Consider the following 21,019-nt stretch of genomic DNA (forward strand, 5'->3'; position numbering starts at 1 on the left):
ATGCGCTCCCTTACCCTCCATCTGAAAATGCTGATCGCCATCCTGGTGGTGCTGGGCCTGTCGGTAACGGCCTATCAGATTTTCGTGCTCGGCATCCCGGTCACCGAAGACGCCACCGACGACTTGTGGAACATCGACGCCAAGGTCGAGTTCGTGCCCAACGCCAAGGATCCGGTGAAGATCCAGATGTTCGTGCCGCCCCTGAGCCGCGACTACGTGAGCCTCAACGAGAGTTTCATTTCCAATAACTACGGTGTGGCGGTGAACCGGGTCGACGGCAACCGCAAGGTGACCTGGTCGGCCCGTCGCGCCAAGGGCAACCAGACCCTGTATTACCGCCTGGTGCTGACCAAGCGCTACAGCGCCGAGAAAACCAAGGTCAAGGGCCCGACCTTCCGCGACAGCATCGCCGTCGAAGGCCCGGAAAAACTCGCCGCCGAAGCCCTGCTCGCACCGATCCGCCAGCACTCGGCCGACGTCGAGACGTTCATCAGCGAAGCGATTAAGCGGGTCAACAACCTCAACGACGACAACGTCAAGCTGTTGCTGGCCGGTGACCCTTCGTCGGCCAACAAGGCGCGCATCGTCGAATTGGTGCTATCCATCGCCCACGTGCCGGTGGAAAAGGTCCACACCATCCGCCTGGTGGCCGACCAACCGCAGACACCTGAGTTGTGGCTGCGCAGTTTCAACGGCACCGACTGGCTGTATTTCAACCCGGACTCCGGCGAACAAGGCCTGCCCACCGACCGCCTGCTGTGGTGGACCGGCGATGAAAACCTGATCACCGTCGATGGCGGCAAGAAAGCCACCGTCACCTTCAGCATGAACAACAGCGAAATGAACGCCATTCGCCTGGCCAAGCTGACGGACGAGAACACCGACGCCAACTTCCTCGAATATTCCCTCTACGGCCTGCCGCTACAGACCCAGCAAACCTTCATGATCATGGTGATGATCCCGATTGGCGTGCTGGTGATCCTGGTGCTGCGCAACCTGATCGGCCTGCAAACCCTGGGGACCTTCACCCCGGTGCTGATCGCCCTGGCCTTCCGCGAAACCCAACTGGGCTTCGGCATCATCCTGTTCACGGTGATCACCACCCTGGGCCTGTCGCTGCGTTCGTACCTGGAGCACCTCAAGCTGCAAATGCTGCCGAGGCTCTCGGTGGTGCTGACGTTCGTGGTGGTGCTGATCGCCGCCATCAGCCTGTTCAGCCATAAGCTGGGCCTGGAGCGCGGCTTGTCGGTGGCGCTGTTCCCAATGGTGATCCTGACCATGACCATCGAACGCCTGTCCATCACCTGGGAAGAGCGCGGCGCCGGCCACGCGATGAAAGTCGCCATTGGCACCCTGTTCGCCGCGTCCCTGGCGCACCTGATCATGAGCGTGCCGGAACTGGTCTACTTCGTGTTCACCTTCCCGGCGATCCTGCTGATCCTGGTGGGCTTCATGCTGGCCATGGGTCGTTATCGCGGCTACCGCCTGACCGAGTTGGTGCGGTTCAAGGCCTTCCTCAAGGCAGACTCCTGATGTTCGGCTTCTGGAAGACCTGGAAGGCCCTGGAAGCCCGGGGCATCATGGGCATCAACCGGCGTAATGCCGACTACGTGCTCAAGTACAACAAGCGCAGCCTGTACCCCATCGTCGATGACAAGATCATCACCAAGGAACGGGCCATCGCCGCCGGCATCCATGTGCCGGAGCTGTACGGGGTGATCTCCACCGAGAAGGAAATCGACAAGCTCGACGAGATCATCGGCGGGCGCACCGACTTCGTCATCAAGCCGGCCCAGGGCGCGGGCGGCGACGGCATCATCGTCATCGCCGACCGCTTCGAAGGCCGCTACCGCACGGTGTCCGGCAAGATCATCAGCCATGAGGAGATCGAGCACCATGTCTCCAGCATCCTCACTGGCCTGTATTCCTTGGGCGGGCACCGTGACCGGGCGCTGATCGAGTACCGCGTGACGCCGGACCAGATCTTCAAGAGCATCAGCTACGAAGGCGTGCCGGACATCCGCATCATCGTGCTGATGGGCTATCCGGTGATGGCCATGCTGCGCTTGCCGACCCGTCAGTCCGGCGGCAAGGCCAACCTGCACCAGGGCGCCATCGGCGTCGGCGTCGACCTCGCCACCGGCCTGACCCTGCGCGGCACCTGGCTGAACAACATCATCACCAAACACCCCGACACCACCAACGCGGTGGACGGCGTGCAACTGCCCTACTGGGACGGCTTCATGAAACTGGCCGCCGGTTGCTATGAACTGTGCGGGCTGGGCTACATCGGCGTCGACATGGTGCTGGACCAGGAGAAAGGGCCGTTGATCCTGGAGCTGAACGCCCGCCCGGGCCTGAACATCCAGATCGCCAACGATTGCGGCCTGACCTTGCGCACCCACGCGGTGGAAGCCCGCCTGGAAGAACTCCAGGCCCGCGGCGTTATCGAAACCGCGCAAGAGCGCGTGGCGTTTGCCCAGGAGTTGTTTGGGCATATTCCGCCTGTTGAGGGGTGAAGCTGAGGATGAAAACCGAAGCTGAAGGTTGAACCCTGTGGCGAGGGAGCTTGCTCCCGCTGGGTTGCGCAGCAACCCCAAAGCCCAGCACCTCGGTGTATCAGAATGATGCGCTCAACTGCCCAGGGGGCCGCTTCGCAGCCCAGCGGGAGCAAGCTCCCTCGCCACGGGTCTCATTGAAGCTTCAGACCTGTTCAATACCGACATCCCCCTAGGAGCAAATCCTACAGGGGATTACAATCGCTCCCCCGCCTGAACGGCCGACCCACCCCGCCCATGCCAACCTGCTCCGTACACCCGTTGCCCTACCGCGCCAACCCCGCCGAATACTTCGCGGCGATTCGTCATGCTCCCGGCAGCGTGCTGCTCGACAGTGGCCGGCCAAGCGCCGAGCGTGGGCGTTACGACCTGCTCAGCGCCTGGCCGCTGGCACAACTGGCGGTGTTGCCGAACGAGAGCGGCGGCGATTTCCTGCAACGCCTGCGTACTCATCTGACGCAACTGGGCGACGCGGTACTGCCGGCCACGGTGCAATTGCCCTTCGCCGGCGGCCTGATCGGCTACTTGAGCTACGACTTCGGCCGGCACCTCGAAACCCTGCCGTCCCACGCCCAGGACGACTTGCAACTGCCCGACGCACGTTTCGGCGTGTACGACTGGGCGCTGGTCAGCGACCATCAGGCGGGTACCAGCCAACTGGTGTTCCACCCCCATTGCGGCGAAGGCGAACGCCAGCGCCTGATTACACTGTTCAGCCAGCCGACCCCGGCGCCCGTTCTGCCGTTCAGCCTTGAAGGACCGATGACGCCGGACCTCAGCGCCGACGCCTATCGACAGGCGTTCGAACGCATCCAGGCGTATATCCAGGCCGGCGACTGCTACCAGGTCAACTTTGCCCAACGCTTTCGCGCGCCTTGCCAGGGTGACGCCTGGGCCGCTTACCAGGCGCTGCGGGCGGCGTGCCCAACGCCGTTTTCCGGTTTCCAGAGCCTGCCGGAGGGCGACGCGGTGCTGAGCCTGTCCCCGGAGCGCTTCGTCAAGGTCAGCGAAGGCCAGGTCGAAACCCGTCCGATCAAGGGCACCCGCCCCCGTGGCACAACGCCCGAGGACGACGCGGCCCACGCCGCCGAGCTGCTGGCCAGCCCCAAGGACCGGGCGGAAAACCTGATGATCGTCGACTTGCTGCGCAACGATCTGGGCCGCACCTGCCGCATCGGCTCGGTGCGGGTGCCGGAGTTGTTCAGCCTGGAAAGCTACCCCAACGTGCATCACCTGGTCAGCAGCGTGACGGGCGAACTGGCTGTGGATAAAGACGCCCTGGACCTGATCGCGGGCAGCTTCCCCGGAGGTTCGATCACCGGCGCGCCGAAAATCCGCGCCATGCAAATCATCGACGAACTCGAACCGACCCGGCGCGGGCTGTATTGCGGCTCGTTGCTGTACCTGGACGTGCGCGGGGAAATGGACAGTTCCATCGCCATCCGCAGCCTGTTGGTCAAGGATGGACAAGTGTGCTGCTGGGGCGGTGGCGGGATTGTCGCGGACTCGGATTGGGAGGCCGAGTATCAGGAGTCGATTACCAAGGTTCGGGTGTTGCTCGAAACCTTGCAGAACCTCTAAAGCATCGCGGGCAAGCCTTGCTCCCACAGGCTGGTGTGGTGCCACCTGTGGGAGCAAGGCTTGCCCGCGATGACGGTGTGTCAGTCAACATTACTGCCGGCTGGGCCATCGCTTTCGCGAGCAAGCCCGCTCCCACAGGGGGTTGGGTTTACAAACTGAGATTGCGGTTCGAAGCCTTGATGAACTCCTGCTTCAACTCGGCAAACGTATGCACCGCCGGGAATTGCGGGAATTCACGGATCACATTCTCAGGCGCATGGAACAGAATCCCGGCATCGGCTTCGCCCAGCATCGTGGTGTCGTTGTAGGAATCCCCCGCCGCAATCACCCGGTAGTACAGGCTCTTGAAGGCCAGGACCGACTGACGCTTGGGATCTTTCTGACGCAACTGGTAGCCGGTCACCCGCCCGCCGTCATCGGTAATCAGGCGATGGCAGAGCAAGGTCGGGAAGCCCAGCTGGCGCATCAGCGGTTGGGAAAACTCATAGAACGTGTCGGACAGAATCACCACCTGGAAGCGCTCGCGCAGCCAGTCGACGAACTCGATGGCACCGTCCAGCGGCTTGAGGGTGGCGATGACTTCCTGGATATCGGAGAGCTTGAGGCCATGTTCGTCGAGGATGCGCAACCGTTGCTTCATCAGCACATCGTAGTCGGGAATGTCCCGAGTGGTTGCCCTGAGGGATTCAATCCCGGTTTTTTCAGCGAAGGCGATCCAGATCTCCGGGACCAGCACACCTTCCAGGTCGAGACAGGCAATTTCCACAAGACACTCCCATTTTTTTGATGTTTATCGGTTGAGCGAACAAAAGGCCTGCCGACTCTAGCCATTCGTCGAAGCCCGCGCAACGCACAGGGACGCGCCAGCCCCGACAGCTTTTGTTACCATCAGCCCCATATAGAGCGCCCAGCGCCACCGACCTGTAGGAAACCGCCCTGATGAGCCCATCGTTTGACGTCGTGGAACTCGCCACGACCTATGCCAACAAGTCCCCGCAGGACATCCTCAAGCTGGCTTTCGCCGAATTCGGCGATGACCTGTGGTTGTCCTTCAGCGGCGCCGAAGACGTGGTGCTGGTGGACATGGCCTGGAAACTGAACAAGAACGTCAAGGTGTTCAGCCTCGACACCGGTCGCCTGCACCCGGAGACCTATCGGTTCATCGACCAAGTGCGCGAGCACTACAAGATCGACATCGAACTGGTGTCGCCGGACCACACGAAACTTGAACCCTTCGTGAAGGAAAAAGGCTTGTTCAGCTTCTACAAGGACGGTCATGGCGAGTGCTGCGGCATCCGCAAGATCGAGCCGCTGCGGCGCAAACTGACCGATGTCCGCGCCTGGGCCACCGGCCAGCGCCGCGACCAGAGCCCCGGCACCCGCAGCCAGGTGGCGGTGCTGGAAATCGACACGGCGTTCTCTACCCCCGAGCGCACCCTGTACAAATTCAACCCCCTGTCGCAGATGACCAGCGAAGAAGTCTGGGGCTACATCCGCATGCTCGAACTGCCTTACAACAGCCTGCATGAACGCGGCTTCATCAGCATTGGCTGCGAACCTTGCACCCGCCCGGTGCTGCCGAACCAACACGAGCGCGAAGGCCGCTGGTGGTGGGAAGAAGCCACGCAGAAAGAATGCGGGCTGCACGCCGGCAACATCATTGCCAAATCCAAGAGCGTCTAAGCGAGCGCCAGACTCTGTACACAAAAATGTCACCACAAGTGCCATTTTTGTGTGCACTTACTTCGTAACTGCCCCGAAAGGTTACACCTTCCCTCCCGCGTTATCTGTTCTCCCTTCTTCACTGGCGTTCGCAAAAAAATAAATACCTGTTTAAACGGTCAGTTTTAAATCACGGTATTTCAGCTAGTTATTTAAAACCCATAACAAAACGAAATTAGTGCTGCAACGGATAGATCCGTAAGTGGCATAAATATGGCTTGAGTCGATAAGTGTTTTGTATACAACATCTATAAAACATACACACACTTTAGATCCGCAAGCCTGAAGCGCCCTATCCCGTACAGGCTGCAGATGCCCCGTAACCAATGATGCTCGCCCGCCGCGACGAAGATTTGTCGAGCCTCGCGCTCATGCACAGTCATCGCAGCGCCGAGAATCAGGAGCCTGCCGGAATGCGTACAAGTCTCTCCAATAACATCGCGCTGGATCTGTCCTCCTCCACCCCCGCCCTCGAAGACCACACCGCGTCCCTGGCACTGAGCCCGAGGCTGCACAACAAGGACCTGGCGCCGACCAAGGCCGAAGGCCGCCGCTGGGGCCGCTACAGCATCTTTGCCCTATGGACCAACGACGTGCACAACATCGCCAATTACTCCTTCGCCATCGGCCTCTATGCCTTGGGCCTGGGCGGCTGGCAGATCTTGCTGTCCCTGGGGATCGGCGCGGCGCTGGTGTATGGCTTCATGAACCTGTCCGGCTACATGGGCCAGAAAACCGGGGTGCCGTTCCCGGTGATCAGCCGGATCAGCTTTGGCATCCACGGCGCGCAGATTCCTGCGCTGATCCGCGCGGTCATCGCCATCGCCTGGTTCGGGATCCAGACCTACCTGGCGTCCGTGGTGTTCCGCGTGTTGCTGGTGGCGATCCACCCGGGATTCGCCGACTACGACCGCGACTCGATCCTAGGCCTGTCGAGCCTGGGCTGGGTGTGTTTCGTGGCGATCTGGTTCGTGCAACTGGTGATCCTGGCCTACGGCATGGAGATGGTGCGCCGCTATGAAGGCTTTGCTGGCCCGGTGATCCTGGTGACCGTCGCGGCCCTCGCCGGGTGGATGTACACCCAGGCCGACGCCACCATTGCCTGGTCAATTCGCGAGCCGCTGACCGGAGGCGAAATGTGGCGCAATATTTTTGCCGGTGGCGCGCTGTGGCTGTCGATCTACGGCACCTTGATTCTCAATTTCTGCGATTTCGCCCGCTCCTCGCCGTGCCGTCGGACCATCATCGTCGGCAATTTCTGGGGCCTGCCGGTGAACATCCTGGTGTTTGCCGGGATCACCATCCTGCTCTGCGGCGCGCAGTTCCAAATCAACGGGCAAATCATCGAAAGCCCGACCCAGGTCATTGCCTCGATTCCCAACACGTTCTTCCTCGTGCTTGGCTGCCTGGCCTTCCTGATCGTCACCGTGGCGGTGAACATCATGGCCAACTTCGTCGCCCCGGCCTTTGTCCTCAGCAACCTGGCGCCCAAGTACCTGACCTTCCGCCGCGCCGGGCTGATCAGCGCCGCGATCGCCGTGCTGATCCTGCCGTGGAACCTCTACAACAGCCCGCTGGTGATCGTGTACTTCCTGTCCGGCCTCGGCGCCCTGCTCGGGCCGTTGTACGGGGTGATCATGGTCGACTACTGGCTGCTGCGAAAAGGCCGCATCAACGTGCCGCAACTGTACAGCGAGGACCCAAACGGTGCGTATTTCTACAGCAACGGGGTCAACCTGCGTGCCGTGGCGGCATTCATTCCGGCCGCGCTGATCGCCATCATCCTGGCCCTGGTGCCCGGTTTTGACGCAGTATCACCGTTTTCCTGGCTGATTGGCGCTTCGATTGCAGGGTTGTTGTACCTGATCATCGCCAAGCGCCAGCCGTATTACGAGGACGTCAGCGGTGAGTCCATCGCTGTGGATAACGTTCATCATTGATCGCCCGAACGGCCCGCCCGGTTCGGGCCGCTTACTTTTGTGTGTTAAGGAGGACAGCTCATGCGAATTCTCGTGGTCAACGTCAACACCACCGAATCCATCACCCAAGCCATCGCCCGCCAGGCCCAGGCCGTCGCCGCGCCGGGCACCGAGATCGTCGGGCTCACGCCACATTTCGGCGCCGATTCCATCGAAGGCAATTTTGAAAGCTACCTGGCGGCCATCGCGGTGATGGACCGGGTGATGTCCTACGACCAGCCGTTCGATGCGGTGATCCAGGCCGGCTATGGCGAACACGGTCGTGAAGGCCTGCAGGAACTGCTGAACGTGCCGGTGGTGGACATCACCGATGCGGGCGCCAGCACGGCCATGTTCCTCGGCCATGCCTATTCGGTGGTCACCACCCTGGACCGCACCGTGCCGCTGATCGAAGACCGGCTCAAGCTGTCCGGCCTTTTCGACCGCTGCGCTTCGGTAAGGGCCAGTGGCCTGGCGGTGCTGGAGCTTGAGCAGGATCCGCAGCGGGCGGTTGAAGCCATCGTCCGGCAGGCCGAGCTGGCAGTCAGCCAGGACAAGGCCGAGGTGATCTGCCTGGGCTGTGGCGGCATGGCCGGGCTTGATGAGCAGATCCGCCAGCGCACCGGGGTGCCGGTGGTCGATGGGGTGACGGCGGCGGTGACCATTGCCGAATCGCTGGTGCGGTTGGGGTTGTCGACGTCGAAAGTGCGCACCTATGCCACGCCGCGGCCCAAGACCATTATTGGCTGGCCGGGGCGGTTTGGGCGGTGAGTGCATGACTTTAGACCGAGGCGCCCCCTTCGCGAGCAAGCCCGCTCCCACAGAAGATCTGTGTCGTACACAAATCTTTTGATCAATACAATCAAATGTGGGAGCGGGCTTGCTCGCGAAGGGGGCGACTCGGTCCGAAGCCTGGCTCAAACCGCACTAAACCGCCGCGCCAACCCCTGCTCGGCAAACTGCTCGATGATGAAATCCACGAACGCCCGGGTCTTGCCCGGCAGCAACTTGTGCTCGGCGTAGTAGATGGAGATGTTGCCATCATCGACGTACCAGTCCGGCAATACCCGCTGCAGCGCCCCGGATTCCAGAAAAGGCATGGCGATCGGCATGCTCACCAGGCCGATACCAAGGCCTTGGGCCGCGGCCGCGCAGTCGGCTTCCGAATCGCTCATGGTCATGCGCGTCTTGAGCGTCAGCGGGCTGTGTTCGCGGCTGCGGCTGGTCAACTGCCAGGAACGCACGCGCCCGGTTTGTGGCGAGCGAATCAGGATGCCCTGGTGCTGTGACAGATCGTCCGGCTCTTTCACCACGGCATGGGTTTGCAGGTAGTCCGTAGAGGCCACCAGCACCCGATGGGCCACCGTCAACTTGCGCGCCACCACGCCTTGGGGCAGCTCGAAACCACCGCCGATGGCGGCATCGAAGCCTTGGCCGATCAGGTCCACTTGGCGATTATCGAAATGCCAATCCGGGTTGATCGCCGGGTAGCGTCGCAGAAACGCCCCCAGCAATGGCACGACATACAATCGACCGAACGCCGTGCCCATGCTCACCTTCAGCGTCCCCGCCGGTTGCCCACCAGCGCTGGCCAGGTTGGCGACAGCGTTCTGGATGGTGTTGAAGCTGCTGCCGACCTCCGTCAAGAACAACTGGCCGGCTTCGGTCAGCCGCAGGCTGCGGGTGCTGCGCTGGAACAGGCGTACGCCCATTCGCGCCTCCAGCTTGGCGACGCTTTTACCCACCGCCGCCGGGGTCACGCTCAAGCGTCGCGCCGCCTCGGCAAAGCTGCCGACTTCGGCGCTGCGCACAAAGCATTCGATACTGTTAAAGGTCTCCATGGGCGCCACTCTAAACTTTTGGTTTAGACAGACTATAGCAACGACGGTCTACACAGCCCATGACCGCTTCTTGATACTCGCTCCATCACCGCGGCATCTCGCCCCGGCACACTTTGGAGAACATCATGAGTAACCCAGCACTGAACGGTAAAGTCGCCTTGGTCCAAGGCGGTTCGCGCGGCATCGGCGCCGCCATCGTCAAACGCCTCGCGGCAGAAGGCGCCGCCGTGGCCTTCACCTATGTCAGCTCCGGCGCGAAATCTGAAGAACTGCAGAACAGCATCACCGCAGCGGGCGGCAAGGCCCTGGCAATCAAGGCCGACAGCGCCGACGCCGACGCCGTGCGTAACGCCGTCGCCGCCACGGTCGAGGCGTTTGGTCGGTTGGACATCCTGGTCAACAATGCGGGCGTGCTGGCCATGGGACCGCTGGAGGAATTCACACTCGAAGATTTCGACCAGACCCTGGCCATCAACGTGCGCAGCGTGTTCGTCGCCACCCAGGCGGCGGCGCGGCACATGACCGAAGGCGGTCGCGTCATCAACATCGGCAGTACCAATGCCGACCGCATGCCCTTCGCCGGAGGCGCCACGTACGCCATGAGTAAATCGGCGCTGGTCGGCCTGACCAAAGGCCTGGCCCGTGACCTGGGCCCGCGCGGCATCACCGTCAATAACGTGCAGCCCGGCCCGGTGGACACCGACATGAACCCGGCCGACAGCGACTTCGCCTCGAGCCTGATGTCGCTGATGGCCGTCGGTCGCTACGGCAACGTCGATGAAATTGCCAGTTTCGTCGCCTACCTGGCCGGGCCGGAAGCCGGTTACATCACCGGTGCCAGCCTGACCATAGACGGTGGTTTCGGCGCCTGATCCAGGCATGGAAAAACGCCGGTCATGGCTTCATCCCATGGGGCGAGGGAGCTTGCTCCCGCTGGGCCGCGCAGCGGCCCTCTTTTTCAGGCCCATTCCAACTCCGGCAAACCACAAAGGCTTGGCTGGAACATCCTCAAGGAGCGGATGATCCCGTCGGCATGGGCGTATTTTTCGTCCGCCATGGCCGAATCCGGAATGGCAATGGCGGTCATGCCAGCCGCTTTCGCGGCCGTCACGCCGAACGGGGAATCCTCGAACACCAGGCAATCGCGCGGCTCGACACCCAGGCGCCGGGCGGCGGTGAGGAAGATATCCGGTGCCGGTTTTGCCGCGCCGACTTCGGGGTCATCCGCCGTCACGATGCAATCGAACAGCGCGAACCAGTCCCGGTGCAAGGTGGTTTTCAGCTCGAACGTAGGGCTCGACGAACTGGTCCCCACCGCTATCGGAATGTTGTGGGCCTTCAGATGCCGCACCAGTTCCTCGGCGCCAGGCATGCCCAGGGCGTGAGGAAAACGCTCGCGCATCAAGGGCTCGCGAATGGCCAGGAATTCCTGGGGCGTGATCGGTAATTCCAGCGCCTGGACGACGTAATTGGCCAAGTCCACAGCCCCGCGTCCGATGATGTTCTGTTTGACGCTCCAATCGAACGTGCGCCCATAGCGCTCGGCGATGATGGAAGTCACCTCGGTGTAGATCCCCTCGGTGTCCAACAACAGCCCGTCCATGTCGAAAATCACAGCCTTGATCGGGCCAAACTCTTTCAGCGGTGCATTCATCGCATCTGATCCGTTATCAACACAACATTCCAGGGATGGCTCAGGTGCGCCAGGGTAGCGTGTTCGCCTTAAAGGATTCAGCAGGATAACGAAGGGGGCTTGGAACCGGCAATGGGAAATCCATGGACGGGTTTTGTGGCGAGGGCGCTTGCTCCCGCTCGGTTGCGCAGCGACCGTAATATCGTGGGGCTGCTTCGCACCCCAGCGGGAGCAAGCTCCCTCGCCACAAAAGCGGATCGGTTTGGATGACGATGCAGCGGTTATTGACCCGAGCTGCCGGAGCCGCCCGATCCCGAGCCGCTGCCGCCCGAGCTGCCACCGCTGTCGCTGGTACCGGTTCCTCCGCTGGTGCCACCGCCGGCGTCGGCGCCGCCCATCGTGCTGCCGCCACTCATCGAACCGCTGCCGGTGCCGGGGCTGGTGCTGCTGCCGCTGGCATCGCCGCCATTGCCACCACCGACGGAGCCTGGGGGCAAGGCGTTACCGCTGGCACCGGACGTTGAGCCAGCCTCCATTTCCGAAGAAGGTGGCATCCCGCCCTTGTCCACGGGAGGCGTGCCGCTGGAAGATTGTGCGAAAGCGGCCAACGAACTGACCGAAAGAATCCCGGCGAGTGTCAGCGCTGTCATGTTGGACTTCATCATGGTGAGTCTCCTTTTCAAGGTACTTACCTGATGTGTGGCATGCGTGAAGGGTCGATGGTGCCACTGGATCGACGGGCGGGGCTGTCGATCAGCTCGGCTTGCCGGAGGCGTCTTCACCGGCGATGTCCGGATCATCCGGGGTCGCCTCGACATCCTCGTCGTCGCTGGGCACTTGCTCGACGCCCGCTTCGTCATCGGGCGGCAGCTGGTCGCGGCTCAGCGGGTTGGTGGGCGACGGAAGTGGGTATTCCGGGGTTTCTTCGTCGTCGCGGGCGGGCGAATGGACAGTCATATATAACCTCCTGGCAGGTGAACGCACCTGTTCTGCAGCTTAAAGAACCAGGCGATCCGTTTGAGCGCTTTCACTTGTAGGATTCGTCCTCAAGTTCAGCGTCCTCATCGTCGAGCAAGGGCACTTGTGCGTCGTCCATCAGCGAACCGGGGTCTTCATTGCCTGGGTCGTTGGGGCCTGGGTCATTGATGAAGGGAACGCCCGTCGGGCCTTTTTCTTCCTTGCCTTCAGTTTCCGGCGTCATGACACACCTCGCGATTGCTGATGGATGTATGAATTTGAGGCGGGGGGGCGGCAATCGTTCCCCTGTGTGGGAGCGGGCTTGCTCGCGAAGGCGGTGTCACAGTCGATGACGATGTTGGATGTGCTGGCCTCTTCGCGAGCAAGCTCGCTCCCACAGTTTTTTTGTGTCGTACGCAGATGTTACGAACACCCCAAATCCCCTGTGGGAGCGAGCCTGCTCGCGATGGCGGTGCCGCTGTTACATAGCGGCTGGCGCTGTTTGTTGCCCTTGCTTTAGGCATCAAAAGAAGCCCCAAAAAAAACGGCGCTTTTCATTTCTGAAAGAAGCGCCGTTTTTTCCAGTTGAACAGCATCACGGCATGAGGCCGGATCCATTCATCCAAGCCTCCGCTTAGCGGTGCTTTCTCTTGTGCTTGTGCTTCTTGCCACCGGAGTGACCGTCGTTGTCATTGGACAGGTTGCTGCCCAACGCGCCGCCCGCCGCGCCGCCGATGCCTGCGCCGATAGTGGAGCCGGTGGAGCCGCCCAGGCGGTTACCGACAATCGAGCCACCGGCCGAGCCCAGGCCACCGCCGATGGCGGCTTCCGTGCGGCTGCCTTTGCGCGCGCCCACGGCGCTACCGGCTGCGCCGCCGACACCGGCGCCAATCGCGGCGCCTGTGCTGCCGCCCATCTGCTGGCCGACCACGTTGCCCAACACACCGCCCAGACCACCGCCGACCGCGGCGGTACCGTCGCCGGCAGCCATCGCGCCCTGGGCAACCACTAACCCCAGTAACAAGGTGGACAAAGTCAAACGCATGATAGAAACCTCAAGAATGCCGCATCGGGGAGAAATGGCCGATGCGTGCGGGCGCGATTTTACGCCACACAACGTCAGCCATGACGGTTGGACAACGAAACGGCGGATTATTTTATGACAGGCAAAAAAAAGCCCGCTGGGGAAACGGGCAGGTACTGCTTTCTAACGGATGAGCTCAGAGTACGTACCTGCTTGTGAAAGAAACGTGAAAGAAACCGCGGTTTGAGAAAAGATGAAAAATATTTATGTAAAGACCGGGATATCCCTGTAGGAGCTGCCGAAGGCTGCGATCTTTTGATCTTTCGCTTGAGACTCAATTGTCAGAGGAAAGATCGCAGCCTCGTTGCACTCGACAGCTCCTACACAGCTCCTGCGCAGCCCCGGCGGGAACGATCTCTGCCCACAACTCGTCGTCACTTCTTGACCGGAACCCTGGGCAAAAACTTGGCCTTCTCCCCTCGCTCCACCTTGGCCACCTTCGTCCTGATGGACTTGATCGGCTCATCGCCAAAGTCTGCATGGTAGGTCGACTGGCCACACTGCAACCCTTCATTGATCGGATATGCGGCTCCGTGCTCCTCGCTGTACGGTGTTCCCATTGCCTTTCCCCTTTCATTGAGGTCCATACCGGCAACAACCGGTTGCCTGACAATATCGACCTTCACGACAGTGAGACTAGTCGGTCATCAACAGACTGTTGATTCAACAACACCCTTCGCCGACGAATGGAACTCACTGTTTCAAAAAGGAAACACTCATTCAGCGCCCAGCATCGTCCGGTTCAAAACCCGGGAAACCTGATCGGCGGAATAGGGTTTGGACAAGAACTCGAAGCCCTCATGACCGCTGTGGGCCAACTCTTCGCTGTAACCAGAAGTCAGCACCACCGGCAGGTCCGGGCGACGCTGGCGCAGTTCTCTCGCCAGGGCAATCCCGCTGATGCCGGGCATCACCACGTCAGAAAATATCGCGTCGAACGCCATCGCATCCGGGCCGACCATCTCCAGCGCTTCTTCGGCGTTGGTCGCCCAGGCGGTTTCGTAGCCCAGGTCCTGGAGGATCTGGTTGGCAAAACGCCCCACCTCCAAATTGTCTTCCACGACCAACACCCGACGCTTGCCCTTTTCCAGCACCAGGGGCGTGTGTTCTTCCTTGACCGGCTCGTGGTTTTTCTCGGGCTCCACTTCCGGAAGGTACAAGGTAAACACCGTCCCTTCGCCCACCACGGTGGAAACATCGACGTTGCCACCGGACTGCTTGGCGAAGCCAAACACCTGGGACAAGCCCAACCCCGTGCCCTTGCCCACTTCCTTGGTGGTGAAGAAGGGTTCGAAGATGTGCTCGAGCACTTGCGCGTCTATACCCGTACCCGTATCGGCCAAGGCGATGGCGGCAAAGGATTGCCCGGCCCCGGCATGACCACGGATCGGCGGCATGCCACCGCCACAGCTGAGCCGCAGCCACAGCGTGCCCTGGCCATTCATGGCATCCCGGGCGTTGAGGGCCATGTTGATCAGCGCCGTCTCGAACTGGCTCAAATCCGCACGGATGTAACAGGGCCGATCGCACAGCTCGACGTTGACCTGGATCCGCGCCCCCGTGACGGTTTGCAGCATGTCCCCCAGGCTCTGCACTAGCTTGCCCACGTCAATGACTTGCGGCTTCAAGGGCTGGCGCCGGGCAAACGCAAGCAACTGGCTGGTCAACTTGGAGGCGCGCTCCACCGTTTCGGACACCGCCGTCATGTAGCGTTGCCGGCGATCGTCGGACAGGTTGGGCATGCGCAGGAAATCGACCGAAGAACGGATGATTGTCAGCAAATTGTTGAAGTCATGGGCCACGCCGCCGGTGAGCTGGCCGATGGCTTCGAGCTTTTGCGACTGGCGCAGCGCCGCTTCGGTCTGTTTCAACCGCGTGGTGCGTTCCTCGACCCGTTCCTCCAACGTCGCGTTCAACTCGGCCAGGGCCGCCAGGCCTTCGCGCACAGCGGCGTCGGCACGGGCGCGCTCAATGTGGGCCCAGGAGCGCTCGGTAACTTCCATCAGCAGCGCCAGATCGTTGGACGACCAGATCCGCGGCGTCTTGTCGTGAATCGCCATCAGCGCGGTCAATCGCCCGCCCTTGATCAACGGCACGCAAATGGTCGCCGCGATGCCAAGGGCCTGGAACGCCGCCGCTTCCTCCGGCGGCAGCTCCTTGAGATTATCGTTGAGCACCAGCGGCTTGCCGGCCCGCAGATTCGTGACCGCCAGTCGGCCAAAATCAGCCAGCCGATAGTGCCCAAGAATATGCGGCGAGCCCACCCGGGCCCAATCGCCGCGAATGGTGAAACCGTCCTCGTCCTCATCCATGTCGGCGTAGGCACAATTGGACAGGTTCAAGTGCGCCGCCAGGATCCGCGTGGTGGTCGCCATGATGGCCTGCGGGTCGGTGGCGTTCGCCACGGCGGTGCCGATGGCATCCAACACCGCCAGCCGCTGGGTCATGAACACCGTGGAAGTGGTCTCGGTGACCGTATCCAGCATGCCCACCACCGTGCCGAACTGGTCACGGATGGGGCTGTAGCAGAACGTGAAATAGGCCTGCTCAGGACCGCCGCCGCGCTCGATGATCAGGGGGAAGTTCTCTATATAAGTGGCTTGCCCCTCGAAGGCGGCCTGCACGATTGGCCCGATATCGCGCCAGACCTCCTGCCACACCTCATCGAACCCTCGCCCCAGCGCCTCGGGCTTGCTGCCAAGGATCGGCAGGAACGCATCGTTGTACAGCGTGATCAGGTCCGGGCCCCAGACGATGGCCTGGGGAAAATGCGAGGCCAGGCTCAGCGCCACGGTGGTCTTCAACACATCGGGCCACTGGCCTGGCGGCCCCAACGACGTGCCCTCCCAAGGATGGCGGCGGACCCGTTCAGCCATTTCTCCGTAGCTCTGGAGCCAATCTGTCATGCGTTCGATCCTTCTGAGACGCCAATACCAACGAGGGGAAAGCTTGTGACCCCAGGCAGGGCCGTATTATCCCGCGCGGGGTGGGAATGCGCGATTGGAATGTGGGATGCGTCGGGGGGTAAATGGGGGGTAACGGGCAGATATGGGCGATGAGGCTACAGAAATATCCTACAAATCGTTGTGTTTTGGCCGGATGTACGTGAGGGGCTTGCCTGGTTGTAAGACATACAGCTCAGATACTCAGGGCTATGGCAACGTCCTACATATGATTGGGAATCCCCTTCCCTATCAATCCCTTGCGTATTTTTTGCGGTGGCGACTATAGTCTTGGCGTCGCCCAAATGGCGGCCGGGTTTGGCGACTCGATTGACACAAGTGCAACGGTGCTTTCTGCTGTGGCAGAAGCACACTCGTGCTCACAGAAACTGCTTTATGGCAGCTGTGCGCGGGAGACCTTCGGGTCTGCCGGCTCCTTGTGTCACCGGTTCGCCAACCTGCGTACAGCTGTCACCCTTTGTTTGGCGACAAAGTGTGGCAGTTCATTCATGACACAAGGAATTGATATGAACCGATATATGGGCCTCACCAGCAACGCCGACGACCAACCCCTCTACGTCGATACCACCGCCCCACTACACATCCTGCTCGACTCAGCCGCCTACCGAATCCGTGCCGCCACCCAGTTCCTGGAGAACTTGGCGATGCGTGATGAACTGACCATCGACCCCGCAACCCTTCAGGACCTGGCACAACTGTGCTGCATCCCACTGCGTGATGGGTGTGACGTGATGGATGTGATTGCCCGACGATTGGATGCAGCACCGGCCGGTTCCACTCTATAAGTCTGCCCGCCGAATAAACCTGCTATCCGACAACCTGTGGCGAGGGAGCTTGCTCCCGCTGGGCTGCGCAGCGGCCCCTTTTGTGAGCGCTGCGCACTCAAGCGGGAGCAAGCTCCCTCGCCACAAAAGAAAACAGCTCCATGTCATGGTTTGGCTGTAGTAGAGGACTCCCCAATGACGCACACCGCTACCGACAGTGTCGCAACTCAGGTCCGCAGGCTTGCTGAAACCCACAATGTTACTGCTGAGCTTGACGCCATCAGTCGTATGGCCGCGACCATTACCCGTCTGACCGGCGACGTCGTCGAACTGGATAACGTCGAACAGTTGCTCGTCAATCTCAAGAGAAAAGGCATTCTGAGCAAGTCTGAGATCCTGACGCTCCAAGGTGAGTACCTTCAAGAAAGAAGACGCGCCAAGAAACGTAGCGCATGAGTGTTGATCCGCTCAGTGATTCCGAAACCGCAGGTTATCTTCAAAATTTACTAGTTGGTTTGAAAAACGCCTCCTGACGGAGGCGCCTTGAGTCAAGAACTCCGAGTCATCTCAGAAGCAAGCACTAACCGCTCAAGACCGATGCCGAATCCTGCCCCCTCTCGATAGGCTCCACCGCCGACAACCTGCTGCTGTGCCCCTAACACCGGACAACGCACCTCAAACCCATTCCCTTCAAGGTAATAACTTAATCCACGCTTCACTGATAGATTGAGTTCGTATTCGAGCCCCAGCGAGTCAAGAAAACCGATGCAAATTGCTTGGCTACGCTGTAATGCCAGATTCGGCGTGGGGCTAAGAATTTCCAGTCCCAGTTGAGTGAACTCGCGATACCGACCCGCTTGAGGTCGCTCATACCGGTAACAACGCGCCACGTAAAAAAACATCGCTTCTTCTCGTGATCCGAGAAGTAAATCATTGCGCTCCTGAAAAAGCGCGGTGGCCTCTGGGATGAGGCAACAAGAACGTCCGGCCTTGTCGTCAAAAGCCCACATTTGCCCGATTATTTCACTCCCGCCGGCTTTCTCTATAAACGTGTCCTGGCCCCACAACGCAGGAACTATGGCCTCCTCAGCCCCTGCATCGATGAAGATAGCTCCGAAAGCGCCCCTCCAGCTCTCGCATGAGTACAGCTTCTTTTCCAGTCACTATTCGGGTTCCGCGAAGCATAGTCATTTTTCCGATCTCACTTTTTACAACCAATAAAAAAGGCGCCGTCGGCGCCTTGGTTTGTTTCATTGATGGGTCAGAATGGATGTTTCGAATTCTGATCAATCGATGAGTATGAGCAACCGCGGCACTCTGGGTGAGGTCCGTGATGATGGTGATTGCTTGGAATAAATTGAGTCATAGCCGATCCTTGCACAATTCAGGGGGCGCTTACAAGGTACGGCTCTTCGTGCTGATTCGTTGCCCGTCAATCGCTCGGGACTAGCCTTCCAGATATCTACACAAGAACGTCGAGAAAACCATGCCTGACCGCAAACAACTCCATCAGGACGGTTACGCCCTGCTACGCCAAGCGATCCCGGCCGAGTGGCTGGCTGACTTGCGCAGCGTGTTCGATGCCGGCGTGAAACCGTCGGACCAATGGCCAGTGCCCCGCGGCATGGACTGGCGCTATTCGATGCTGGACGACGATGCAACAATTCAAGCCGTGTGCCGCCTACCCCAGCTACTGGCGGTGGCAGGAGAATTGATCGGCGAGCGGTTCTTCCTCTCCCAAGTGGAAGGACGTGAACCCCTTGCCGGTAACGGCCACCAACAATTGCACCGCGACTTGTCAGCCCAACGACCAGGCGACATCGCTGTCGCCTTGGCTTTCTTCGACGATTACGGCCCTGAGAACGGCGCGACACGGATCGTCCCCGGCAGCCACCGCCCCGAGCCGGGCGCCCCACCTTTCGACTTCAATGACGAGTCACGCGCCGTGCAGCTTTCAGGCAGCGCCGGTGACATCCTGGTGTTCGATGTCGATCTGGTGCACGCGGGCAGCCTGAACGTGATCGGCGCACGCCGTCGCTCCACCCTGATCAGCTATTTCTCGGAATCGCTCTACGCCTCACACCTGGAAACCGTGGCGCTGCGCAATATTCGGATGGACACCCGCGACCGATTCGCTCCCTCGGATTTTGCTTTTGGGGATTAGATTTCCGGGTCGATAAAAGTTATGCACTGCGGTTCGAATCTGAGCTTTAATGCCGGGGGTTATCAACAGCCCCCCTCGTCTAATCAAGGAAGAAACGACATTGAAAACAGCTCTCGGCGCTCTGCTGTTGGCCTGCCTGACAACCACCGCATTCGCTGACGAAAACCCCATCGGCTTCCAATCCTCCACCCTGCCGGATCCGCACAATGGCCGCGCTCTGGAGATGGTCGTTTGGTACCCCAGCGCAACCACCGCAACCGCGCAACTGATCGCCGATAACGCGGTATTTGTCGGCGCCTCCGCCGTGCGTAACGCGCAGCCAACGGACGGCGAACATCCACTGGTGGTGCTCTCCCACGGCTACAGGGGCAACTGGAGCAACCAGATCTGGCTGGCCAGCGCCTTGGCCCAGAAGGGTTACATCGTCGCCGCCATCAACCACCCCGGCAGCACCACCCATGACCGCAGCCCGCAAGCAGCGGCGCAGCTATGGCAGCGCCCCGTTGATCTGCGTCGGGCCATCGATGCGGTCACGGCTCAACCGGAAAAATTTGGTCGGGTCGCCAACGGCCGAATTGCAGCCGTGGGCCATTCACTCGGCGGCTGGACTGCCCTGGAAATCGCCGGCGCTCGCTTCGACCCAGAGCGCTTCGCCCAAGACTGCAAAGCCCATTCGCAGTTATCCAGTTGCACCGTTTACGAACAGATGAACCCCGCCAGTACCGCTGAAGCGAAGGCCGAGCTGGCCGCTGATTGGCTCGACAAACGCGTCACTGCGGTGGTGACATTGGACCTGGGGCTTTCGCGGGGCCTGACCGATGAGAGCCTGGCCGCCCTGCCTGTACCCGCCCTGGTGATTGCGGCTGGCGTACCGTCGCGAGAGCTTCCCGCCGAGTTGGAGTCCGCCAACCTGGCGAAACGCCTACCCCCAGCGACAAGCCGTTACGTCGGGATCAGCGACGCGAGCCATTTCAGCTTCATGTCGATGTGCAAGCCTGGTGCGCAGAAGATCCTCGAAGAGCACGTGCCGGGGGATGGCATTATTTGTCAGGATGGGGATGGCGGTCGTGCTCGGGGGGTGGTTCAGCAGCAGGTTGTGTCGCTGATCGCGGAGTTTCTGGCGCAATCCACTGGAGAGCTTGAGAAGGAGGCTAGATGAAGATCACACGTCCAGGATTATCGGGATATTTAACGAGTAGGGGCGCCTAATGCAGCGCGTCATGATTATCGGTCAGCCTGGCTCAGGAAAAAGCACGCTGGCTCGGGAAATGGGCAAACATACCGGATTGCCAGTCATTCATATTGACACTATTCATTGGCAGCCCGGTTGGATCGAGCGAAACCCGGACGAGAAGACGCGGCTTTGTCACGAGGTCGAGGCACGCGAACAATGGATTTTTGAAGGCGGTCATTCTGCCACTTGGGACAACCGAATTGCGCGAGCCGATCTTTTGATATGGATTGATCGCTCATCGGTACTTCGGTTCTGGCGTGTGCTTCTCAGAACGTTAACCCAGCGAGGCCGCCCACGCCCCGATCTTCCAGAGAATTGCCCAGAGCAGCTAGGGAACCTTCCGGAGTTTTTCAGATTTATGTGGGCGACCCGTAAATCGGCGCGTGCAAAGATGAAGCAACTTGTAGCAACGGCCCCATCGACATGTCGCGTTATCTGTCTGCGGTCCAACCGCCAGATCCAACTGTTTCTGTCGAATATCGGAGAGGAGGCACCTAGCGTAGAACCGCCGCAAAAAGTCGAAAAAAACGACAACGTCGTTTTATGGAAGCAAGAATAAA

Annotated in this window: 22 protein-coding genes; 12 read left to right on the forward strand and 10 right to left on the reverse strand. The window is 60.5% G+C overall.

Annotation, left to right across the window (positions count from 1 at the left end):
- The 3 genes from rloB (at position 1) to pabB (ending at position 4,139) form a co-directional block, all read left to right on the forward strand.
- Positions 1-1,533 carry an osmotic stress tolerance membrane protein RloB gene (gene rloB / locus HU715_RS14310; RefSeq protein ID WP_186709676.1) on the forward strand — a complete coding sequence of 511 codons (1,533 nt, stop codon included), beginning with the start codon at positions 1-3 and terminating at the stop codon, positions 1,531-1,533.
- Positions 1,533-2,519 (forward strand): alpha-L-glutamate ligase-like protein, encoded by a 987-nt coding sequence (locus HU715_RS14315; protein ID WP_186709677.1) that lies wholly within the window; start codon positions 1,533-1,535, stop codon positions 2,517-2,519. Before rloB ends, HU715_RS14315 begins: the two co-directional genes overlap by 1 nt.
- 276 nt (positions 2,520-2,795) lie before the next feature.
- Positions 2,796-4,139, forward strand: coding sequence for an aminodeoxychorismate synthase component I (gene pabB / locus HU715_RS14320; protein WP_186709678.1), 1,344 nt, complete (start codon positions 2,796-2,798; stop codon positions 4,137-4,139).
- A gap of 148 nt (positions 4,140-4,287) precedes the next feature.
- Here the strand turns inward: pabB and thrH are convergent, their stop codons facing one another.
- Positions 4,288-4,905 (reverse strand): bifunctional phosphoserine phosphatase/homoserine phosphotransferase ThrH, encoded by a 618-nt coding sequence (thrH, locus tag HU715_RS14325; RefSeq protein WP_186709679.1) that lies wholly within the window; start codon positions 4,903-4,905, stop codon positions 4,288-4,290.
- 173 nt (positions 4,906-5,078) lie between these two features.
- Here thrH and HU715_RS14330 point away from each other — a divergent pair, with 173 nt between their 5' ends.
- From HU715_RS14330 to HU715_RS14340, 3 genes are all read left to right on the forward strand, one after another.
- A complete protein-coding gene (locus HU715_RS14330) occupies positions 5,079-5,822 on the forward strand; it encodes a phosphoadenylyl-sulfate reductase (protein WP_186709680.1) in 744 nt (247 codons plus the stop codon).
- Positions 5,823-6,274: 452 nt separating this feature from the next.
- Positions 6,275-7,801: an NCS1 family nucleobase:cation symporter-1 gene (locus tag HU715_RS14335; RefSeq protein ID WP_186709682.1), complete on the forward strand. Its 1,527-nt coding sequence runs from the start codon at positions 6,275-6,277 to the stop codon at positions 7,799-7,801.
- 60 nt (positions 7,802-7,861) lie between these two features.
- Positions 7,862-8,590: an aspartate/glutamate racemase family protein gene (locus tag HU715_RS14340; protein ID WP_060741345.1), complete on the forward strand. Its 729-nt coding sequence runs from the start codon at positions 7,862-7,864 to the stop codon at positions 8,588-8,590.
- A gap of 146 nt (positions 8,591-8,736) precedes the next feature.
- On the opposite strand, the gene HU715_RS14345 is transcribed toward HU715_RS14340, so the two are convergent.
- Positions 8,737-9,660 (reverse strand): LysR family transcriptional regulator, encoded by a 924-nt coding sequence (locus HU715_RS14345; RefSeq protein ID WP_186709684.1) that lies wholly within the window; start codon positions 9,658-9,660, stop codon positions 8,737-8,739.
- A 125-nt stretch (positions 9,661-9,785) separates the two neighbouring features.
- On the opposite strand from HU715_RS14345, the gene HU715_RS14350 reads away from it, so the two are divergent.
- The gene (locus HU715_RS14350; RefSeq protein WP_186709686.1) at positions 9,786-10,532 is read left to right on the forward strand and encodes a 3-oxoacyl-ACP reductase family protein; all 747 of its coding nucleotides are present in this window, start codon (positions 9,786-9,788) and stop codon (positions 10,530-10,532) included.
- A gap of 86 nt (positions 10,533-10,618) precedes the next feature.
- Here HU715_RS14350 and HU715_RS14355 read toward each other — a convergent pair whose 3' ends face one another.
- The 7 genes from HU715_RS14355 to HU715_RS14385 form a co-directional block, all read right to left on the reverse strand.
- Positions 10,619-11,314 (reverse strand): HAD-IA family hydrolase, encoded by a 696-nt coding sequence (locus HU715_RS14355; protein ID WP_186709688.1) that lies wholly within the window; start codon positions 11,312-11,314, stop codon positions 10,619-10,621.
- A 260-nt stretch (positions 11,315-11,574) separates the two neighbouring features.
- The gene (locus tag HU715_RS14360; protein WP_186709690.1) at positions 11,575-11,958 is read right to left on the reverse strand and encodes a hypothetical protein; all 384 of its coding nucleotides are present in this window, start codon (positions 11,956-11,958) and stop codon (positions 11,575-11,577) included.
- 88 nt (positions 11,959-12,046) lie between these two features.
- Positions 12,047-12,250: a hypothetical protein gene (locus HU715_RS14365; RefSeq protein ID WP_186709691.1), complete on the reverse strand. Its 204-nt coding sequence runs from the start codon at positions 12,248-12,250 to the stop codon at positions 12,047-12,049.
- Positions 12,251-12,320: 70 nt separating this feature from the next.
- Complete coding sequence (locus HU715_RS14370) at positions 12,321-12,494, reverse strand: hypothetical protein (protein WP_162893857.1); 174 nt, start codon at positions 12,492-12,494, stop codon at positions 12,321-12,323.
- Between the two features lie 390 nt (positions 12,495-12,884).
- On the reverse strand, positions 12,885-13,295 hold the full coding sequence (locus HU715_RS14375) for a glycine zipper domain-containing protein (protein ID WP_186709693.1): 411 nt from the start codon (positions 13,293-13,295) through the stop codon (positions 12,885-12,887).
- A 413-nt stretch (positions 13,296-13,708) separates the two neighbouring features.
- Positions 13,709-13,960, reverse strand: a complete 252-nt coding sequence (locus tag HU715_RS14380; RefSeq protein WP_225917600.1) for a hypothetical protein — start codon at positions 13,958-13,960, stop codon at positions 13,709-13,711.
- Between the two features lie 90 nt (positions 13,961-14,050).
- Positions 14,051-16,240, reverse strand: coding sequence for a GAF domain-containing hybrid sensor histidine kinase/response regulator (locus HU715_RS14385; protein ID WP_186709695.1), 2,190 nt, complete (start codon positions 16,238-16,240; stop codon positions 14,051-14,053).
- A 563-nt stretch (positions 16,241-16,803) separates the two neighbouring features.
- Between HU715_RS14385 and HU715_RS14390 the strand changes: the two genes are divergently transcribed.
- Together HU715_RS14390 and HU715_RS14395 are read left to right on the forward strand one after the other, a co-directional pair.
- Positions 16,804-17,082, forward strand: a complete 279-nt coding sequence (locus HU715_RS14390; RefSeq protein WP_186709697.1) for a short-chain dehydrogenase — start codon at positions 16,804-16,806, stop codon at positions 17,080-17,082.
- 174 nt (positions 17,083-17,256) lie between these two features.
- Positions 17,257-17,517, forward strand: coding sequence for a hypothetical protein (locus tag HU715_RS14395; RefSeq protein WP_186709699.1), 261 nt, complete (start codon positions 17,257-17,259; stop codon positions 17,515-17,517).
- Positions 17,518-17,609: 92 nt separating this feature from the next.
- On the opposite strand, the gene HU715_RS14400 is transcribed toward HU715_RS14395, so the two are convergent.
- Entirely contained in the window at positions 17,610-18,209 is a 600-nt protein-coding gene (locus tag HU715_RS14400; protein ID WP_186709723.1) for a HisS family protein, read from the reverse strand.
- A 338-nt stretch (positions 18,210-18,547) separates the two neighbouring features.
- Here HU715_RS14400 and HU715_RS14405 point away from each other — a divergent pair, with 338 nt between their 5' ends.
- From HU715_RS14405 to HU715_RS14415, 3 genes are all read left to right on the forward strand, one after another.
- Positions 18,548-19,225, forward strand: coding sequence for a phytanoyl-CoA dioxygenase family protein (locus HU715_RS14405; protein ID WP_186709701.1), 678 nt, complete (start codon positions 18,548-18,550; stop codon positions 19,223-19,225).
- Positions 19,226-19,325: 100 nt separating this feature from the next.
- On the forward strand, positions 19,326-20,384 hold the full coding sequence (locus tag HU715_RS14410) for an alpha/beta hydrolase family protein (RefSeq protein ID WP_186709703.1): 1,059 nt from the start codon (positions 19,326-19,328) through the stop codon (positions 20,382-20,384).
- A gap of 49 nt (positions 20,385-20,433) precedes the next feature.
- Positions 20,434-21,018, forward strand: a complete 585-nt coding sequence (locus tag HU715_RS14415; protein ID WP_186709705.1) for a P-loop NTPase family protein — start codon at positions 20,434-20,436, stop codon at positions 21,016-21,018.
- The last annotated feature ends 1 nt before the right edge of the window (position 21,019 follow it).

Origin of the sequence: Pseudomonas zanjanensis, from assembly GCF_014268745.2 — a bacterium.
Lineage (GTDB): Bacteria > Pseudomonadota > Gammaproteobacteria > Pseudomonadales > Pseudomonadaceae > Aquipseudomonas > Aquipseudomonas zanjanensis.

What these genes read in the sequence shown, in the direction of transcription:
- HU715_RS14385 (WP_186709695.1), bottom strand. Translation starts at nt 16,240, where the DNA reads ATGACAGATTGGCTCCAGAGCTACGGAGAAATGGCTGAACGGGTCCGC.
- HU715_RS14335 (WP_186709682.1), top strand. Translation starts at nt 6,275, where the DNA reads ATGCGTACAAGTCTCTCCAATAACATCGCGCTGGATCTGTCCTCCTCC.
- pabB (WP_186709678.1), top strand. Translation starts at nt 2,796, where the DNA reads ATGCCAACCTGCTCCGTACACCCGTTGCCCTACCGCGCCAACCCCGCC.
- HU715_RS14370 (WP_162893857.1), bottom strand. Translation starts at nt 12,494, where the DNA reads ATGACGCCGGAAACTGAAGGCAAGGAAGAAAAAGGCCCGACGGGCGTT.
- HU715_RS14350 (WP_186709686.1), top strand. Translation starts at nt 9,786, where the DNA reads ATGAGTAACCCAGCACTGAACGGTAAAGTCGCCTTGGTCCAAGGCGGT.
- HU715_RS14415 (WP_186709705.1), top strand. Translation starts at nt 20,434, where the DNA reads ATGCAGCGCGTCATGATTATCGGTCAGCCTGGCTCAGGAAAAAGCACG.
- HU715_RS14375 (WP_186709693.1), bottom strand. Translation starts at nt 13,295, where the DNA reads ATGCGTTTGACTTTGTCCACCTTGTTACTGGGGTTAGTGGTTGCCCAG.
- HU715_RS14315 (WP_186709677.1), top strand. Translation starts at nt 1,533, where the DNA reads ATGTTCGGCTTCTGGAAGACCTGGAAGGCCCTGGAAGCCCGGGGCATC.
- HU715_RS14345 (WP_186709684.1), bottom strand. Translation starts at nt 9,660, where the DNA reads ATGGAGACCTTTAACAGTATCGAATGCTTTGTGCGCAGCGCCGAAGTC.
- HU715_RS14395 (WP_186709699.1), top strand. Translation starts at nt 17,257, where the DNA reads ATGACGCACACCGCTACCGACAGTGTCGCAACTCAGGTCCGCAGGCTT.
- HU715_RS14330 (WP_186709680.1), top strand. Translation starts at nt 5,079, where the DNA reads ATGAGCCCATCGTTTGACGTCGTGGAACTCGCCACGACCTATGCCAAC.
- HU715_RS14360 (WP_186709690.1), bottom strand. Translation starts at nt 11,958, where the DNA reads ATGATGAAGTCCAACATGACAGCGCTGACACTCGCCGGGATTCTTTCG.
- rloB (WP_186709676.1), top strand. Translation starts at nt 1, where the DNA reads ATGCGCTCCCTTACCCTCCATCTGAAAATGCTGATCGCCATCCTGGTG.
- HU715_RS14340 (WP_060741345.1), top strand. Translation starts at nt 7,862, where the DNA reads ATGCGAATTCTCGTGGTCAACGTCAACACCACCGAATCCATCACCCAA.
- HU715_RS14390 (WP_186709697.1), top strand. Translation starts at nt 16,804, where the DNA reads ATGAACCGATATATGGGCCTCACCAGCAACGCCGACGACCAACCCCTC.
- HU715_RS14405 (WP_186709701.1), top strand. Translation starts at nt 18,548, where the DNA reads ATGCCTGACCGCAAACAACTCCATCAGGACGGTTACGCCCTGCTACGC.
- HU715_RS14365 (WP_186709691.1), bottom strand. Translation starts at nt 12,250, where the DNA reads ATGACTGTCCATTCGCCCGCCCGCGACGACGAAGAAACCCCGGAATAC.
- HU715_RS14355 (WP_186709688.1), bottom strand. Translation starts at nt 11,314, where the DNA reads ATGAATGCACCGCTGAAAGAGTTTGGCCCGATCAAGGCTGTGATTTTC.